Below are 17,619 nucleotides of genomic sequence, written 5' to 3'. Positions count from 1 at the left end.
CGTGCGTGTACTGTCCCCGGAACACTGGGAACCACTCGCCGCCGCGCACGCGGAACGGGCCCACGGATTCACCGCGGAGCATCTCGTCCGGCGCAGTCGTGGGGAGAGACACCCCGTCTGGGACTTCCTCTTCGACTACTACCCGGTCACACCGGCGCAGCTCGCCCGGTGGCACCCGGGCCCGGACACCAGGCTCCGCGGGGACTGCCCCCAAGCCGGATGGCGGTTCTACGACACCGACCCCACGGGCACCACCGGGGTCAACCTCGGACAGCTGTGGGACACCCGGGGAGAGTCGTTCCGCTACATCAGGAATCTCCTCGAATCCACGGACACCAACCCGGCCCACTTCGACTGTCTCGGACTCCACGAATGGGCCATGGTCTACCGCACCGACGATCCCCGCCACGATCTGCCGCTCCGGCTGGGGCGCGACGGCACCGACGCCGTCGTTGAGAGCCACCAGATCCGGTGCACCCACTACGATGCCTTCCGGTTCTTCACCACTCCCGCGAGACCGCTGAACATCACGCCGTTGAGCCGGGACGACCAGCCGGCGAACGAGCAGCGTGGTTGCGTGCACGCGACGATGGACCTGTACAAGTGGGCCAGCAAACTGGGCCCGCTGGTACCCGGTGACCTCTACCTCGACTGCTTCGAGCTGGCCCGGGCGGCGCGCGTGCTGGACATGGAGGCCTCCCCGTACGACGTTCGACCACTGGGGTTCGGGGTCGTTCCCGTCGAGACCACGGAAGGCAAGCGGATGTACGTCAACCGGCAACGGGACCTCGCCGAACGAGCGACACCGCTGCGCCGCAGGTTGATCGCGTTGATCGATGAAACAAGTAGAGTTGCACTGTAGGTATTCCGGTCGACGTGCTTACCGTGTGATCCGGTGAAGTTCACGGATGCGCGGGCACGAGGAGACAAGGGCAGGTGATTGACGTGGGACGACACGCAGACGGGTACAGCAACTGGCGGCTGTCCAGGGAGTTGACCATCGGACTGATCGCCGTCGTCGTGGTCGTCGGCGTCGTCGTCTGGTGGATGACGGCCCGGGATGAGACGAACCGCACCCACGCCACGGCCTCCCCGTGCATCAACGGAACCCTGGCGCTTCCCATCCAGGCGACCGACTCCCCGCAACTCCGGGAACTGCTCGCCGACTACCGGCGCTCCGATCCGGTGGTCAGGGACTACTGCGTCGAACCACAGCTCGTCTCCTCGGGCGTCGACGCCGCGCTGATGTTGGCGTCCGGCCCCAGGGAAGTCACCCGGGCCGCCCTCGGGGCGGTGGACAGGACACCCGCATCTGACAACTGGCCCGTCGTCTTCACCACCCCCGTGGGAATCGCGCACACCACCGACACCGATGTCTCGGGAGCTGACTGGCCCGAGCTCGCCGACCGGGGTGTGGTGATCCCCGCCGGCAAGAACATCTACGCCAGGGCGGTCGCCGCCTCCGCCCTGACCGCCGCGGACGCCGACCGGGGTGTCGCTCTCCTCCGGGCCGACCGCACCGTAACCGTCGAGGGCGCCGTCGCCGACGGCTCGAAACTCCTCGCGGTGACCGAGGACTCCACACCGGAGGGATACGCGTTCTACTCCCCGGATGACCTCACGGTGGACACCGTCGCGATCCCCCTGACAGCGACGGACCGCGTCAGCGAGGAACAGACCAGGGCCGCGGCGGATCTCGCCCGCTACGTCTCCGACCACGTCGCGCAGAAGGAACCGGATGATGCTCAGCGTCAGGTTCTGGACACCGCGGACATCATCAGCGAACGGTTCGCCGCCGCACCGGAGCAGTCGAAGGGCTCGGTGGACGACGGAACCGACACACTCGTTCTCCTCGACACCTCGACGAACATGGACGCCGTCGTCGACGGCCACCGCATCGCCGGTCACATCGCGAGGTTGCTCGATCCCCTGATGCTCTCGGTCGGGCGGGCCGGCGGCCGGGTCGCCCTCTGGAACTACTCCTCGCCCCTGTCTCCCGGGGTGACCAGGGCCTGGCGTGACAATGTCACGTTCCTCGATGATTCCGCCGGCCGGAACGCGGCGGAAACCGTGAAGGGATTCGGCACCGGGGGCGATCCGTTGACCCGGTCCGCAGTTCCGGCCGCGCTCGACGCCGCGTCACAGCGTTCCGCCGAAACTGGTCGCCCGGTACGGCTCGTCATCATCACGTCGGGCACCGCAGACTCCATCGACGACAGTGCATTCAGGGACGCTCTCGACAGCAGTGATTCAGAGCAGGTCATTCCGCAGATCGTGCACGTCGGAACAGCCCCGGTGGACCCGGTGCTCGCGGACTGGGCGACGAGCAAGGGTGGTACAGCGTACACCACAGACATGACCGTTCCCTCGATGGCCGACTCCCTCCAGCAGGCTTTCGGAGTGGCGCGACCCTAGAATCCTGACCACCGCCCGCCCGACGTTTCCAACCCCCAGGGGATCGGACGGCGAGGTGGGAAGATCCGCACCGGCCAGTGGCACGGGCGGGAACAACGGGGCACGGGCGCCGTCGTGTGGGATGTACGGCACACCGGGCTCGACAGGTCCCGGACGGCTCACCACATCGACGGGTTTGCCGGACCCCGCTCAGACACGCCGGACCCCGCCCGGACGGAGAGTGAACCGGGCGGGTTCTCGTGGGGTCGGGAGAAGCGGACGCTCAGGAGATGTTGCGGCGCCGACGACGTGCGGCGAGTTCGTCCGCCCCCACGATCGTCGCACTCTCCTCGTCGACCCGCTCGTGCGGGAACGCGGAGATGGTGCCGGTGAGTTCCTTCATGATGCCGGGTACGGCGATGCCGAAGACACCCTGGCCACCGCCGAGCAGATCGATGACCTCTTCGTTGGAGCGGCACTCGTAGACCGTCGTGCCGTCGGAGACCAGGGTGATCGTCGCGAGATCGTCGACGCCGAGGTCACGGAGCTTCTCCACCGCCTGGCGGATGTTCTGGAGTGAGATTCCCGTGTCGAGCAGTCCCTTGACGATCTTCAGGACGAGGATGTCCTTGAAGGAATAGAGGCGCTGGGATCCGGATCCGCGCGCGGAGCGGATCGAGGGTACGACGAGTTTCGTCCGGGCCCAGTAGTCGAGCTGACGGTAGGTGATGTTGGCGACCTGACAGGCGGTCGGCACCCGGTACCCGACCTCCTCATCGGGGCCCAGGTCGAACAGTGACTCCTGGACGGGACGGTCTGTGTCGCTCATAAATCTCTCCTGTGTGATCTAGCTTCCTGCAGCTCATTCTTCGGTAAGACTAGTTCAACGTCAAGGAGTCGACGGGCGACACGCCCGAAACCTAAACCTCAACTTGAGATACAGCTTGCTCAATCCCCATCATTCACATCGGTAACATCGCCATCACCAGTCACATCGTTGTCATTCTCCCCGGAGGCCCCCACGGCACCCTCGGAATCCGTGGACTCCTCCCGGTGGCCGAAAACACCCCCGGCTCCACCCCCATCGGTGGTGCCGAGCGGGGTGCCCGTGGACTCCGCGGATCCGAGGAGATCGGCCTCCGAGACGCCGAGGGACTGCATCAGCTGCTCGAAATCCGCGTCGGCCTCAGCATCCCCGGACGCCGAGACAACCTCACGGATCGGCAACCGCTGCTGCGTTGCCGTCGAATCGAGCGACCCGTCGAACAGGGACTCGACCGGAGCGTCACCGAGATAGACCGTCTGGGCGACCAGCACGGACCGGTTCACGTAGATCGGGTACCTGGCGGTGAGTGCGAGAAGGACCCCGTCGGATGCACGCGCGTCGATCATCGCGTACTCCCCGTCGTGATCATCCAGTCCCGTGTGGATCTCGGCGTTGAACACCCCCTGCCAACAGCTGCTGATGTGGACCGAGGGATCGCTCCCACCGAAGCCGGTCAGCAGCGACTCAATGACCTCGTGACTGCCCGGGCGGCGCTGCCCGGTTCCGTCCGTCAACGAATTCAGGGCCACGGCCTGCGCGGCGTCGATCCAGACGGGCAGGACCCGACCGGTCCCCGGCCAGTCAAGCACCATGCAGGTGAAACCCTCCGGGTCTGCGACGTAGACGCCTCGGTAGGTGACCTCCACCGGCTCATCTTCGTTCATCGGTCTACCCGTGTACCTTTCTGCGGAGTGCGGTGCCGTGTGACGCCCCGGGGTCCAACGAACACCGCGCGTGCCGCGATATCAGCCCAGTTCGTCGCGCAACGCGTTCTTGACGAGCGAAGCGTGGAGCGAAACGACGAGCGCCGTCATCTGCTGGGAGAGTTCCTCGGCCCGCTGGCGTGCACCGTCACCCTTCGATCGGGCGACGGGAGTCGCGACCTGACCGATGAGACCGGCCTGACGGTTCGCCGTCGTTCGGAGACTCTTCAGGTGACGGATGTCGAACCCGAACTCACCGAGCGCACTCGCGGTGTGAACGATCCGGACGTCATCAGCGGTGAAGAACCCGGATTCGTCCGTCCGGATCAGCGCGGCCTGGGTGAGTTGCCCGACGAACTCCTCCTCCACACCGGCCTGGGAGGCCACATCGGCGGCCGTGAGGCGCGTGAGCACCGGCGCCCGGAAGTTCTCCGGACTGATCAGTGGGGCGGCTTCAGCGGTGGTCAGGATGGCCGCTACGGCACCGGAGTCCATCGCCTCCAGCTGCTCGCGGATGACCTTGAGTGGCAGGTAGTTGTCCCGCTGGGTCACCAGGATGTAGCGGAGTCGCTCGACGTCACTCTCGGTGAAACGACGGTACCCGGATGCCGTGCGCTGCGGGGAGATCAGTCCCTCCGACTCGAGGAACCGGATCTTGGACACCGTCACATCGGGGAACTCTGAACGCAGGCGGTCCAGGACGACACCGATGGACATGGTCTTGGTGGGCTTGGTGGCCCGGGTTCCCGTGGCCGGGGCGTTGTCGCCTGCGGTCTTTCTTAGCGCTGTCACGTGCGTGTCTACTCGGATTCGTCGGATGGGCGTAGGTGGGGGCTCTTGTCTGGCTCCTCGCTCAGTACCGACGGGGCGGGGCCCCGCCGGTCCGCGGAGCTACTTCGTGGGGCCGGCGAGGAACACGAGACGGAACTTGCCGATCTGTACCTCGTCGCCGCTAGACAGAACCTCGGCGTTCTTCGGCTCGCGGTTGACGTAGGTGCCGTTCAGGCTGCCGACGTCGACGACCTCGAACTGGCCGTCGGACAACCGGAACTCGGCGTGCCGTCGGGACACGGTGACGTCGTCGAGGAAGATGTCGCTCTCGGGATGCCTTCCCACGGTCGTGGTGGGCTGGTCGAGAAGGAACCTGGATCCCGCGTTGGGACCCCTCTTCACCACGAGGAGAGCCGCACCCGCGGGCAGGTTCTCGGTGCCGGTCGTCCCGGTGGTGTTCGCGGGAGTTCCGGCAGCAGCTCCCGACTCCATCTCTTTGAGCAGGTCAGCGCGGAATACCGAGGTGGTTTCGGCCTGTGCCTCGGAAAAGCCGGTGTTGTCGCTCATGTTAAACCTCCGGATCGACGATAAAACCACAAAATACTGGTGTTCCCTCACATCATAGCGGGTCCCGGCCGGAACCCGCGGTCGCGACCGGCTCTCCTGACCCGCAAACCCCTTCTGGGGTGGAACAATCGGACGAACTGCTGCAGGGGGCGGAAACCGTCGGGCGGTCCCGCGCACCAGGCGACGTCGGAAATCCAGGCCGCCACCCGCCGCGGGGGCACCGGCGGGGCCGGACTCAACGGAACATCGAGGTGATGGATCCGATGACCGAGTTCCCTGAACCGGACAGCGGATTGTCGTTGACCATGTAGGTCCACGTGGCCGACGGCCGTGCGAGCCCCTGATCGTCGAGATGCGCGCCGTCCCCGTCGATCCGCACCGAGCGGAACGTGTCCACCGACTCCGCCATCGCCCTCTGCGCGAGTTCCCTGAACTCCGCGACGGCGATCCGGTGGAACTCGTCGATGGGTGTCTCCCTGGCGATCGCCCGGAGATGGATCGACTCGCGGACGTCATCGAGCAGTGCCAGATGATCCGACCAGGCGTTGTCCAGGTGGTAGAGCATGATCTCGCGGGCCGCCGCGTCGAGCACCTCCCGCGGCAGCGCCCCCGAGAGTTCCGCGGCACGGTCCGGTGCGCGCTGCGCGAGCGACTCCCACGCCGCTGAGGTGTCGAGGATCTCGGCACGTCGGCCGTCGATGATCTCCCGTTGATCAGCGATCAACTTGTTGTACTTCCATGTCTGGGCGTGGATCTCCAGCAGCTGCCCCTCCGTTACCCGCTGGCAGTGTTCGATGAAGTCCCTGACCCGCCTGGAATCGATCTCCCCTCCGGGGCCGGGTGTCACGGTCACCTCCTCTCCGGCGCCTCCCGCGGTGACGACATCGTCCTCCAGGGAGACGAAGAAGACACTGAAGCCGGGATCCCCCTGCCTGCCGCCGCGGCCGCGGAGCTGGTTGTCCAGGCGGGCGGTGCGGTGCCGGGAGGTTCCGATCACGGCGAGCCCGCCGAGTTCCACGACGCGGTCCCGGTCATCTTCGTCGTTTCCGCCGAGCCGGATGTCGGTGCCCCGGCCCGCCATCTGCGTGGACACCGTCACGCGCCCCAGGTCACCGGCTTCGGCGATGATGCGGGCCTCCTCCGCGTCGTTCTTCGCGTTCAGGACCGACACCTCGATGTCGTACTCCCGGAGCCGTTCCGCCAGCTCCTCCGACTCCGCCACGTCCTGGGTGCCGACGAGCACCGGTTGACCGGTCGCGTGGATCGTCCTGATCTCCTCGACGATGGCGGCGTTCTTCTCCTCGAGGGTGGCGAACACGCGGTCCGCCTGATCGAAACGCCTCAACTCCCGGTTCCGGTCGATCACCGACACCCGCAGATCGTAGAACTGGCGGAGCTGGTCCGTCGCCTCCACGGCGGTACCGGTCATACCGCAGACCGTCGGGTACCGGCCCATCAGCGCCTGGAGGGTGATCGTGTCGAGGATGCGGCCTCCCTCGGTGACGACGAGCCCCTCCTTCGCCTCGACCGCGGCCTGTATCCCGTCGGGCCAGCGCTGCAGGTCGGCCACCCGCCCCCGGGAAGCGTCGATCAGCACGACCCTGCCGTCACGGACGATGTAGTGCACGTCCCGGATGAGCAGCTCGCGTGCGTGCAGGGCGAGGTTGACCTGAACGAGTGTGGTACCCACGTGCTCATCGTCGTAGAGCGAGCCGATCCCCAGAGCGTGCTCCACCTTCGCCGCGCCCTCGTCGGTGAGGAACACGTTGCGGCGTTCATCGTCCGGGCGGTAGTCGGTGCCCGGGTCCAGGGTCCGGACGACCTCGGTGATCCGTCCCCTCGGGGCGTGACCCGGTTCACTGCCCGCGAGGACGAGCGGGACGAGAGCCTCATCGACGAGAACCGAATCAGCCTCATCCACGATGGCCACATCGGCCCCGTGCTGCACGGCCTGCGACCGGTCGGTGATCAGCTGGTCACGTAGGACATCGAAGCCGATCTCGTTCACGGGCCCGTAGACGATGTCGCACGCGTAGATCCCGCGTCGCTCCTCCGGGGTCATCTTCTCCGTGATCGCCCCCGCCGTCAGCCCGAAGAACTCGACCAGGGGCGTCATCCAGTCGGCGTCCCGCGTGGCCAGGTAGTCGTTGACGGTGATGCAGTGGACGGTCTTGCCCGTCAGGGCGAAACCGGTGGCGGCCATGGCACCGACGAGCGTCTTTCCCTCCCCCGTCGCCATGTGGACGACGTCGCCCTCGAGCAGGCGCAGCGTGGCCTGCGACTGCACGTCGAAGGGCGTCATACCCAGGGTCCTGTCGGCCGCGACTCCGAGGACCGCGAGCAGTTCCGCCGGATCGCTCACGGACCCCCCGGAGGTGAGGTCCCGGGCACGGGCCGCGAGACGGGCGTCGTCGAGTGCCTCGAGCTCACGGTTGATCGTCCTCGCTTTGTCGACGATCGCGCGGCTCCGCTTCTGATTGCGGCTCTGCTGACCGCCCATCGCCTTCCAGAACCAGTTGAATCCGGCCACGTGGGACTTCCTTTGACTCGTCGGTTGGTGCAGCACCCCGCATCCGTGGGGTCGCGCTCTGACTGATCTGACATGTCTGTCGCTACAACGACCTTAACCAACGGGCGGCGCCCCAGGGCACCGCACACCTCTGAGCGGGCGAGCGGACACTGACATAGAGTGGCCGTGATGACGGACAGTGGTGGAACCCACCGCATCCGTCCCAGCGAACCAAGCAGCGAAAGCGAGTGAGGCTCCCGTGCACTCCGTCAGTGTGAAGCTCCCCGGCAGTTCCGGACAGATGATGGCCGGAACCCTCGACATCCCCGATTCCCCACCGGTCGCGTGGGCGTTGTTCTCCCACTGCTTCACCGGCTCCCGATTCACCCCCGCTGCGGCGCGGGTGTGCAAGACGCTGGCTGAACAGGGAATCGCCTGCCTCCGGTTCGACTTTCCCGGGCTCGGACAGTCGGAGGGCAGTTTCGCGGAGACGTCGTTCTCATCGAACGTGGCGGACCTGGTCGCGGCCTACCGGTGGCTCGAGCAGAATCACTCGGCTCCGCAGCTCCTCATCGGTCATTCCCTCGGGGGTGCCGCCGCGCTGAAGGCCGGGGCACAGATGCCGAAGCTGCGTGCCGTAGCCACGATCGGCGCCCCCTTCGATCCGGCGCACTCGGTGCTCCACTTCGCGGACCGGATCAGCGAGGTAGACGCCAACGGTGCGGTCACCCTCACCCTGGGCGGACGTGAGCTGACGATCTCCCGCGACTACCTGGAGGATCTCGCCGAGATCAACCCCGAGGCCTACCTGGGCGGGCTCCGCCGACCGCTGCTCCTGCTCCACGCACCGACGGATCAGACCGTCGGCATCGACAACGCACAGAAGATCTTCCAGCTCTCCCGCTACCCGAAATCACTCATCGCACTCGACAAGGCCGATCATCTCTGCACCCGCCCGGGAGTCGCACAGCGCGCGGCGAACCTCATCCGGACCTGGGTCGAGCCCTACCTCGCGGACGAATCCGGTGCCGATGACACCGACGTGATGCCGGAGGGGGTGGCCGAGGCGCGGTCGATCCCGGCGGGAAGGTTCACGGACCTGGTGCGCATCGAGGGGGAGACGATCACCACCGACCGGGAACGGTCCCTCGGCGGACGGAACCTCGGACTCTCCCCCACCTCACTCCTCATCGCGGCCCTCGCCTCCGCGACCTCACAGAGCATCAGGATCGCGGCGAAGGAGGCCCGCATCCGCGGGCTCGACGACGTGAAGGTGACGGTGTCCCGGGTCGTCGGCTCCGACGACGAGGCCACCGTGCTCCGACGCCGGATCGAGTTGATCGGCGACCTCGACGAGGCCGGACGGTCGGAGCTCCTCGCCGCCGCCGGCACGAGCGTGATCGAGAGGATCATCACCACGTCCTCGACCCTCATCGACGGGGACAACTGACGTGGCCGCCAGCATCGGCGACGCGGACAGGTGTCCCTGCGGCAGCGGTGACGGCTACGGTTCATGCTGCGGAACCATCCTGGCCGGCACCAGGCGAGCGCCGACCGCGGAGGCTCTCATGCGGTCGCGCTACACGGCGTTCTGTGTCGGCGATGTGGACCATCTCAGGGCGTCCTGGCACCCGGACACGAGACCGGGTGAACTGACCGTCGACCCCGAAATCAGATTCGTCCGGTTGGTCGTGCACGACACATCGGGAGGCGGGCCGTTCGACACCTCGGGCCGGGTCGACTTCACCGCCTTCTACCGGACAGGAACGGGACAGCGCGGCGCGCAGCGGGAGAACTCCTCCTTCACACGCCTCGACGGGCGCTGGGTCTACGTCTCCGCACTGTGACCTGGCCGGCCCTCTTTTGGCACGATGGCCTGCGGATTGGCGCAACCGCCCGACACTGTTGTAATCTGTGGCAGTTGCTCCGGTAGAACGGAGTGGACGCCGGACTGTGGCGCAGCTTGGTAGCGCACTTGACTGGGGGTCAAGGGGTCGCAGGTTCAAATCCTGTCAGTCCGACCGGAAGAACCCCGGTGGAGATCATCTCCACCGGGGTTTTCACCGTCCAGGAACAGGGACACCGGCCCACCGGGGCGCAGCGTCCTCCCGGTGCATCGGACACGCTGAAGGTTCGATCCGTGGATCGGGGACCGCCAAACCTGGGGCGATGATGAGGCCGACCGATACGTGACCTTAGTATTGTCCCCATGAACTCTGTGCTGATAGCGGTCATGCTGGTGCTCCTGCTGGCCGTACTCCGCGTACACGTCGTCCTCGCTCTCCTGATCGGTGCCGTCGTCGGCGGCGTGATCAGTGGACTGGGTTTCACCGACACCATGGTCACGTTCCAGGAGGGACTGGGTGGCGGCGCCACGATCGCGTTGTCGTACGCGCTCCTCGGAGCCTTCGCGATGGCGGTCGCCAGCGCCGGACTCCCGAAGCTGCTGGCGGACTGGATGGTCAGGCGAATCGCGGGCGGCAGTACCGCGGCCGGTCTGGACGGCGAGTTGACCCGGGCCCAGAAGCGGGCGGCGACGGTCACCGAGTACGGGCTGATCGCCGGAATCCTGGCCATGGCGGTGATGAGCCAGAACCTCATCCCGGTCCACATCGCCTTCATCCCGCTGCTCATCCCGCCCCTGCTCCGCGTCATGAATACCCTCCGGATGGACCGCCGTCTGGTCGCCTGTGTCCTGACCTTCGGTCTCGTCACGACCTACATGTTCCTCCCGATCGGGTTCGGCCGGATCTACCTCGAGTCGATCCTGATGGGGAACATCAACGCCGCCGGCCTCGACACCACGGGAATCAACGTCATGAGCGCCATGTGGATCCCCGCACTCGGCATGGTCGCCGGCCTTCTCACCGCGGTCTTCGTCTCGTACCGCGGGCCGAGGATCTACGAGGACATCCCCATCGCCGACGAGGTCCGCGACTCGTCCTCCCGGAACTCCGCGGGCGGATCAGGTTCCGGCGAGATCTCCCGGTACAAGATCATCGTCTCGGTCATCGCGATCCTGTCCTGCTTCATCATCCAGCTGGTCATCAACGCCATGGAGGTCGACGCGGATTCCCTGCTGACCGGTGCGCTGGTGGGACTGGCCATCTTCATGGCATCCGGCGCGGTCAAGTGGAATGAGGCTGACGACGTCTTCACCGCGGGCATGCGCATGATGGCACTGATCGGTTTCATCATGATCACCGCACAGGGTTTCGCCGCCGTCATGACCGAGACCGGCGACATTCCGGCGCTGGTCGAGTCCGCCGCGAACCTCTTCGGCGGAAACCGGCCCGCTGCGGCCCTCGCGATCCTCGTCGTCGGGCTGGTGGTGACGATGGGCATCGGTTCGTCGTTCTCCACCCTGCCGATAATCACGGCGATCTACGTCCCGTTGTGCATGTCGATGGGTTTCTCCCCTCTGGCGACCATCTCGATCATCGGTACCGCCGGCGCTCTCGGCGACGCCGGTTCCCCAGCCTCGGATTCCACACTGGGGCCCACCTCCGGACTGAACGCCGACGGTCAGCACGATCACATCCGCGACACCGTCATCCCCACCTTCATCCACTACAACCTGCCGCTCCTCGCTGCCGGATGGATCGCCGCGATGGTCCTGTAGACGTCCTCCACGGTCCGCGGCCCCCTCATCGTCCGCGGCCCCCTCACCGTCCGCGGACGACGACAGGCCCCTCAGGCGATGTCCGCCTGAGGGGCCTGGCTCCACGAAGGTGTACTAGACCGCCACGCACTCGTCCCAGTGGTCCTCGTGGCGGTGGTGACGGTGGCCGTCATGGATGTAGTCGACGTGGTCGCCGTGCTTGACGGCCTCGTGGCCACAGTTCTCGCCGTGCTCGTGCTCGTGATTCTCGTGGATGGTGTGGCTCATGGTGACTCCCTGATGTTCGGTTGCGACCCTATTGAAAATAGAGGGCCTGTTCAGTTCTTCCACTACACACCTTAGTTGAAAACAGATGGAAAACCAACTCGTTTACCTGTGTATACGCAGAGCGTTATTGAAAACTGCCGTTTCCCACACCGTGGAGGTGGAGCGTTACTGAAAAATCGGGCCTCGATACCGGAAGAGGACCCACCCGAACGGGCAGGCCCTCCCACACTCCGGCGGCGTCTACTTGCGCTTCCGCTTCTCCCGGACGCGCACCGCGATACGAACCGGCGAGCCCTCAAATCCGCCGAAGGCCTCCCGGAACTTGCGTTCCAGGTAGCGACGGTAACCGGCCTCCAGGAACCCGGTGGTGAAAAGCACGATCACCGGCGGACGGGTCGACGCCTGGGTGGCGAACAGGACGCGAGGGAGACGACCACCGCGCATCGGCGGCGGATTCTGTGCGATGACCGCACGCAGCCAGGTGTTGAGCTGGCCCGTGGACACGCGGGTGTCCCAGGACTCCAGCGCCTCGAGCATCGCCGGCTCCAGGCGCTGCAGGGCGCGGCCCGTCTTCGCGGAGATGTTCACGCGGCGCGCCCAGGGGATGTGGGCCAGCTGCAGGTCGATCTCGCGTTCGAGGAGCGGGCGGCGGTCCTCGTCCATCAGGTCCCACTTGTTGTAGGCGACGACGACCGCCTTGCCGGCGTCCATGATCATCCCGAGGACGCGCTGGTCCTGCTCGGAGATGGGCTCGGAGGCGTCGATGAGGAAGATGCAGACCTCGGCTGCCTCGATGGCGCTCTTCGTGCGCAGCGAGGCGTAGAACTCGTGTCCCTGGGCGTTCTTCACCTTGCGGCGCAGGCCGGCCGTGTCGACGAATTTCCACAGCTTCCGGTCCAGCTGCACCAGGGAGTCGACCGGATCGACGGTGGTGCCGGCGACGTTGTCGACGACACTCCGCTCCTCACCGGTGATCTTGTTCAGCAACGAGGACTTGCCGACGTTTGGCCGTCCGACGAGTGCGACCCGACGCGGGCCCTCGACGATGGACTTCTGCCGGGGCTCATCGGGGAAGGACGCGACGACCTTGTCGAGGACGTCGGCGCCGCCGCGGCCGTGCTGGGCGGAAACGGGGTACGGATCGCCCAGGCCGAGGGACCAGAACTCGGCCACGTCGCCGTACTGGGAGTCCGAGTCGAACTTGTTGGCCACGAGGATGACCGGAACCTCGGCGCGCTGGAGTTTGCGTGCCATGACCTCGTCGGTCTCGGTGACGCCGACCTTGGTGTCGACGACGAGGACGATGACGTCGGCGGTGGCCATGGCCACATCGGCCTGTCGGGCGATCGCACCGTGGATGCCCTTGGCGTCCGGGTCCCAGCCACCGGTGTCCTGGACCCAGAACCGACGTCCGTTCCAGTCCCCCAGGTAGCTGATGCGGTCACGCGTGACGCCGGGGAAGTCCTCGACGACCGCTTCACGGCGACCGATGAACCGGTTCACCAGTGTCGACTTCCCGACGTTCGGACGACCGACGATGGCCACCGTGCACAGTGACTCCTCGACGTGCTCGGGACGCTCGACGCCGAAGGCCTCCTCCATGCGTTCCCAGTCCTCGTCACCGAAATCCTCACCGAAGTCGGCATCGGCGAACTCCGAGGCGTCGAACTCGGGATCGAGGATGTCTCCGTCCTCGTCGATGTTGCGTTCCCCGAAATCGGCCGGGTCGAAGTCCTTGGCGGCGTGCCCACCGTGCGGTGCGGCGACGTCCTCGTCGGCGAATACACCGACGGCGTCCATCTCACCACCCTGCGTGTGGTAGACGAACATCGTCTCCGGTTCGTCGTCGGGGGAGGAATGCTGTCTGTCGCTCATGAGCGCGTCCTTTCTGCGCTTTCCGCGGTGAGCCGGACGAGACGGTCGATGACCTGCTCCAGCGTCATGTCGGAGGTGTCTACGACCACGGAGTCCGCGGCCGGGGCGAGCGGCGATGCCGCCCTGGTGGAGTCGAGTTCGTCCCGACGGATCACGTCCGCGAGAACGGTGTCGTAGTCGGCCTCGCGTCCCGCTGCGGTGTCCTGGTCGAAGCGTCGCTGCGCCCGCACCTCAGGGGAGGCCGTGAGAAAGGCCTTGACGGGTGCGTCGACGAGCACCGTGGTGCCGATGTCACGGCCCTCCACCACGCATCGGTGTGCCCGACGTGCGAGGCTACGCTGAAGTTCGACGAGGTTGACGCGGACCTCGGGGATGGCGGAGACGGCCGAGACGTACCGGGTGACCTCCGCTCCGCGGATGATCCCGGACACGTCCTCCCCGGCGAGGAGGACCTCTGTCGACGTCGGATCATCGCTGACCTCGAGGGGGAGGTCGGAGGTCGCCCGGATGACCGCGTCCGCGTCGGTGGGGTCGATACCCTGCCGGAGCACGTGCAGAGTCGCGACGCGGTACATCGCACCGGTGTCGAGGTACCGGGCGCCCAGTCGCGAGGCGAGCGCACGGCACGCCGTGGACTTACCGGTTCCGCTCGGGCCGTCGACGGCGACGATCAGTCCACCGTCGGGCATGTTCGTCAGGTCGGCCGTCACATTCCCACCGCCTTGTACAGGCTGCCGAGCTCCGCGCTGTTGAGGGCACGGATCGCACCGGGGGTCTGCTCCCCCAGGGACACGGTGTGGATCTTGGTGCGCACGAGCCTCTCCACCGGGTAACCGGCGGTTTTGAACATGCGGCGGACGATGTGCTTGCGCCCCTCATGGATGTCGATGCGGACGATGGACTTTCCCTGGTGGACGTCGACGATCTGGACGTAGTCCGCGCGTGCGACACCGTCGTCCAGCTCGATACCCTCCTTGAGCTCCTTGATGAGCTTGCGGTCGGCTTCGCCGACGAGTGTGGCCATGTAGGTCTTGCACACCTCGTACCTGGGGTGCATGAGACGGTTGGCCAGCTCGCCGTCGTTGGTGAGCAGCAGCAGCCCCTCGGTCGCTGCGTCGAGGCGTCCGACGTGGAACAGGCGCTGGCCGGCGTCGAGTTTCTCGCCGACGATGTCGCCGACACAGGGCCGACCCATGTCGTCGCTCATCGTGGACTGCACCCCGCGCGGCTTGTTCAGCACGAAGTAGACCATGTCCTCGTTGACGCGGATCCGGGCTCCGTCGACGCGGACGATGGCGGTGTTGGGGTTGATTCGCATGCCCTGGGTGGTGACGATGCGGCCGTCGACCTCGACGCGACCTGCGTCGATGAGTTTCTCGGCCATCCGGCGGGAGGCCACCCCCGCCTGGGCGAGGACCTTCTGGAGGCGGACGCCCTCTCCGGCGGCATCGCCGACGGTGTCGGCGCGGTGGCCGTGATCGGATCGGACATGCTGGTGGCGGGCCGGCTTGGCTTTGGAGACGTAGATGTCGGCGGCGCGCTTCTTCTTCTCCGGTGTGCCGTCTCGGCGAGCGGGTTGGTTCACGGTGATCGTGTCCTTTTCTATGGGGTTGTGCAACGGGGCAACTCTAGCCCGGTCGACGCCCCGGCGCCATTTTCACCTCGAGAAAGGTCCTGCGTCGAGGTTCTCCGCGACGCGCGCGAACTCCTCCGGGGCGAGATTTCCGGACCCCTGCGGGATGCACCCGAACAGCGGGACACCGGTGACCTCGGGCAGTTCACGGAGGTTGAGCCGGGTCGCGAGGTCCGGGTCACGGGGCAGGCACCCGCCGATGAGGCCGGTGACCCCGATGCCCCGGCTCCGCGCGGCCTCGACCGTGAGCTCAGCGGAGTTCAGCGAGCCCAGGCCGAGGGAGGTGACCACGGTGACGGGTGCGGCGAGCTCCACGGCGAGGTCCGCGATGGTCCAGTCGTCCGCGATCCGGACGAGCAGCCCGCCGGCCCCCTCCACGAGCACGGTGCGATCCGCGGAGTCGAGTTCCCGGATCTTCGCCGCTGTGTCCGCGAGATCGAGCTGGCGCAGACCGGCACGCCGGGCGGATAAATTCGGTGCGAGTGGTTCGGGGTAGCGGGCGAATCCGACGGTCGTCACGGTGACACCGACCAGTCGGCGGACCGTGGTCAGGTCGCCCTGTCCCTCGGGCTCACCGGTCTGGGCGGGCTTGACCACGGTGACGGCGCGGCCGACGGAGTGCAGTCGTGCGGCGAGTGCGGCCGTGGCGATGGTCTTTCCGACGTCCGTGTTCGTTCCGGTGATGATGTGCACGGTCATTGCGACACACCCGATTCCGCGGCGGCGACCATCGCGGTGCAGATCGCCGCGACGTCCTGCGTCGTGGCGGTGAACGGTGGCATCGTGTAGATCAGCCGTCCGAACGGTCTGAGCCAGACTCCCGCCGCCACAGCGGCGTCCGTGGCGGCGCACATGTCCACCGGGCGTTCCATCTCCACGACGCCGATCGCGCCGAGCACCCGGACATCGGCGACGCCCGGGAGATCCCGGAGCGGTTCGAGCCCGCGGGCGAGTTCCCCTTCGATGCGGGGAACGGTCTCCCTCCAGTATCCGGTCTCCACCAGGTCGAGGGCCGCGGAACCCACCGCGCACGCCAGCGGGTTGGCCATGAAGGTCGGACCGTGCATGAGGGCCCCGCCACCCTCCGGTTTCTGGATCACCGCGGCGACCTCATCCGTCGCGAGTACCGCCGCGAGCGACATGAAACCACCTGTCAGCGCCTTCCCCAGGCACAGGATGTCAGCGTGCACCCCTGCCGCCCGCGTGGCCAGCAGGTCACCCGTGCGGCCGAATCCGGTGGCGATCTCGTCGGCGATGAATAGGATCCCGTGCCGGTCGCACAACTCACGGACACCCGCGACGAGTTCATGGTCGTGGAACCTCATTCCACCGGCGCCCTGCACGACGGGCTCGATGATCATGGCCGCGACCGACTCATCGATCAGTTCGCCGATCTGCCGCAGGTAGTCGGTGCGGTCCGGTTCCGACGAACCCCTGACGGGTGGTGCGGGCGCGAAGATCTGCTCGGTCAGCGTCCCTGCCCACAGGGAGTGCATCCCGCCGTCGGGGTCGCACACGCTCATCGGGCCGAAGGTGTCGCCGTGGTAGCCGGATCGCCAGGTGATCAGCCGGTTTCTCTCCGGGTGTCCGTTCCCCCGCTGGTACTGCAGCGCCATCTTGATCGCCACCTCGACGGAGACGGAGCCCGAATCACAGAAGAACACCCGGTTCAGTGGTTCCCCCGCGATCCGGAGCAGACGTTCAGCGAGGTCGACCGCCGGGCGGTGGGTCAACCCACCGAACATGACGTGGCTCATCGTGTCGATCTGGCGGTGTGCGGCGGCCACCAGTGCCGGGTGGCCGTGTCCGTGGCACGCGGCCCACCAGGAGCTCATCCCGTCGATCAGCGTGCGTCCGTCCTCCAGGGTGACACGCACTCCCGAGGTCGACGCGACCGGCAGCGGATCCATCGCCGCCGGGGTGGGACTGTACGGGTGCCAGATGTGCTGCTGGTCGAAGGTGACGGTGTCGGTCATCGCGTCCTCGCGTCAGGGTTGAACGTTGTTCACTGGACACCTGAAACTCTATCTCGTCACCCCGTCCGGGCGGATCTCAGGGCCGGGAGACCGGTGCGGACGGGGCCACGGGTTCGATCCCGACTCGTATCCCGCTCCCCTGTCTCCGGGATCCGCCCGGGCCCCGGGCACCCGGGAAGGGGGGACTTCTTCCGTCGTGGCGTCGTCCGACGATCCCCGGCGACGGTCGATTCCTGCCCCGCCGCTGGGCACGGGT

Annotated in this window: 16 protein-coding genes and 1 tRNA gene; 6 read left to right on the top strand and 11 right to left on the bottom strand. The window is 66.8% G+C overall.

Annotated features, from left to right (window positions below):
• Position 1: 1 nt before the first annotated feature.
• Positions 2-862, top strand: coding sequence for a 3-methyladenine DNA glycosylase (locus KRX55_RS09655; RefSeq protein WP_218407527.1), 861 nt, complete (start codon positions 2-4; stop codon positions 860-862).
• 83 nt (positions 863-945) lie between these two features.
• Positions 946-2,415: a vWA domain-containing protein gene (locus KRX55_RS09650; RefSeq protein WP_218407526.1), complete on the top strand. Its 1,470-nt coding sequence runs from the start codon at positions 946-948 to the stop codon at positions 2,413-2,415.
• Positions 2,416-2,677: 262 nt separating this feature from the next.
• On the opposite strand, the gene KRX55_RS09645 is transcribed toward KRX55_RS09650, so the two are convergent.
• The 5 genes from KRX55_RS09645 to secA2 all read right to left on the bottom strand — a co-directional run bounded on the left by KRX55_RS09645 (position 2,678) and on the right by secA2 (position 8,011).
• Positions 2,678-3,223 carry a MerR family transcriptional regulator gene (locus KRX55_RS09645; protein ID WP_218407525.1) on the bottom strand — a complete coding sequence of 182 codons (546 nt, stop codon included), beginning with the start codon at positions 3,221-3,223 and terminating at the stop codon, positions 2,678-2,680.
• Positions 3,224-3,342: 119 nt separating this feature from the next.
• Positions 3,343-4,104: a bifunctional nuclease family protein gene (locus KRX55_RS09640; protein ID WP_218407524.1), complete on the bottom strand. Its 762-nt coding sequence runs from the start codon at positions 4,102-4,104 to the stop codon at positions 3,343-3,345.
• A gap of 81 nt (positions 4,105-4,185) precedes the next feature.
• Positions 4,186-4,935 carry a transcriptional regulator FtsR gene (ftsR, locus tag KRX55_RS09635; RefSeq protein WP_370625817.1) on the bottom strand — a complete coding sequence of 250 codons (750 nt, stop codon included), beginning with the start codon at positions 4,933-4,935 and terminating at the stop codon, positions 4,186-4,188.
• A gap of 99 nt (positions 4,936-5,034) precedes the next feature.
• On the bottom strand, positions 5,035-5,481 hold the full coding sequence (odhI, locus tag KRX55_RS09630; RefSeq protein WP_200257410.1) for an oxoglutarate dehydrogenase inhibitor Odhl: 447 nt from the start codon (positions 5,479-5,481) through the stop codon (positions 5,035-5,037).
• A gap of 235 nt (positions 5,482-5,716) precedes the next feature.
• Positions 5,717-8,011: an accessory Sec system translocase SecA2 gene (secA2, locus tag KRX55_RS09625; protein ID WP_218407523.1), complete on the bottom strand. Its 2,295-nt coding sequence runs from the start codon at positions 8,009-8,011 to the stop codon at positions 5,717-5,719.
• Positions 8,012-8,249: 238 nt separating this feature from the next.
• Between secA2 and KRX55_RS09620 the strand changes: the two genes are divergently transcribed.
• From KRX55_RS09620 to KRX55_RS09605, 4 genes are all read left to right on the top strand, one after another.
• Entirely contained in the window at positions 8,250-9,440 is a 1,191-nt protein-coding gene (locus KRX55_RS09620; protein ID WP_218407522.1) for an alpha/beta fold hydrolase, read from the top strand.
• Between the two features lies 1 nt (position 9,441).
• A complete protein-coding gene (locus KRX55_RS09615; RefSeq protein ID WP_218407521.1) occupies positions 9,442-9,837 on the top strand; it encodes a YchJ family protein in 396 nt (131 codons plus the stop codon).
• 100 nt (positions 9,838-9,937) lie between these two features.
• Positions 9,938-10,011 (top strand) — tRNA-Pro (locus KRX55_RS09610).
• A 188-nt stretch (positions 10,012-10,199) separates the two neighbouring features.
• Positions 10,200-11,612 carry a Na+/H+ antiporter family protein gene (locus KRX55_RS09605; RefSeq protein ID WP_218407520.1) on the top strand — a complete coding sequence of 471 codons (1,413 nt, stop codon included), beginning with the start codon at positions 10,200-10,202 and terminating at the stop codon, positions 11,610-11,612.
• Between the two features lie 114 nt (positions 11,613-11,726).
• On the opposite strand, the gene KRX55_RS09600 is transcribed toward KRX55_RS09605, so the two are convergent.
• The 6 genes from KRX55_RS09600 to KRX55_RS09575 form a co-directional block, all read right to left on the bottom strand.
• Entirely contained in the window at positions 11,727-11,879 is a 153-nt protein-coding gene (locus KRX55_RS09600) for a zinc transporter permease (protein WP_218407519.1), read from the bottom strand.
• A 240-nt stretch (positions 11,880-12,119) separates the two neighbouring features.
• A complete protein-coding gene (gene der, locus KRX55_RS09595; protein WP_218407518.1) occupies positions 12,120-13,754 on the bottom strand; it encodes a ribosome biogenesis GTPase Der in 1,635 nt (544 codons plus the stop codon).
• A complete protein-coding gene (cmk, locus tag KRX55_RS09590; protein ID WP_218407596.1) occupies positions 13,751-14,443 on the bottom strand; it encodes a (d)CMP kinase in 693 nt (230 codons plus the stop codon). Before cmk ends, der begins: the two co-directional genes overlap by 4 nt.
• Positions 14,444-14,460: 17 nt before the next feature.
• Positions 14,461-15,339, bottom strand: a complete 879-nt coding sequence (locus KRX55_RS09585) for a pseudouridine synthase (protein WP_218407517.1) — start codon at positions 15,337-15,339, stop codon at positions 14,461-14,463.
• Positions 15,340-15,411: 72 nt separating this feature from the next.
• Positions 15,412-16,086 (bottom strand): dethiobiotin synthase, encoded by a 675-nt coding sequence (bioD, locus tag KRX55_RS09580; protein ID WP_218407516.1) that lies wholly within the window; start codon positions 16,084-16,086, stop codon positions 15,412-15,414.
• A complete protein-coding gene (locus tag KRX55_RS09575; RefSeq protein ID WP_218407515.1) occupies positions 16,083-17,363 on the bottom strand; it encodes an adenosylmethionine--8-amino-7-oxononanoate transaminase in 1,281 nt (426 codons plus the stop codon). Before KRX55_RS09575 ends, bioD begins: the two co-directional genes overlap by 4 nt.
• Positions 17,364-17,619 lie beyond the last annotated feature (256 nt).

The organism is Corynebacterium sp. TAE3-ERU16 (genome assembly GCF_019209935.1).
Lineage (GTDB): Bacteria > Actinomycetota > Actinomycetes > Mycobacteriales > Mycobacteriaceae > Corynebacterium > Corynebacterium antarcticum.
The sequence above is the reverse complement of the archived record's forward strand: the minus strand, read 5'-3'. Positions and strand labels throughout refer to the sequence as shown.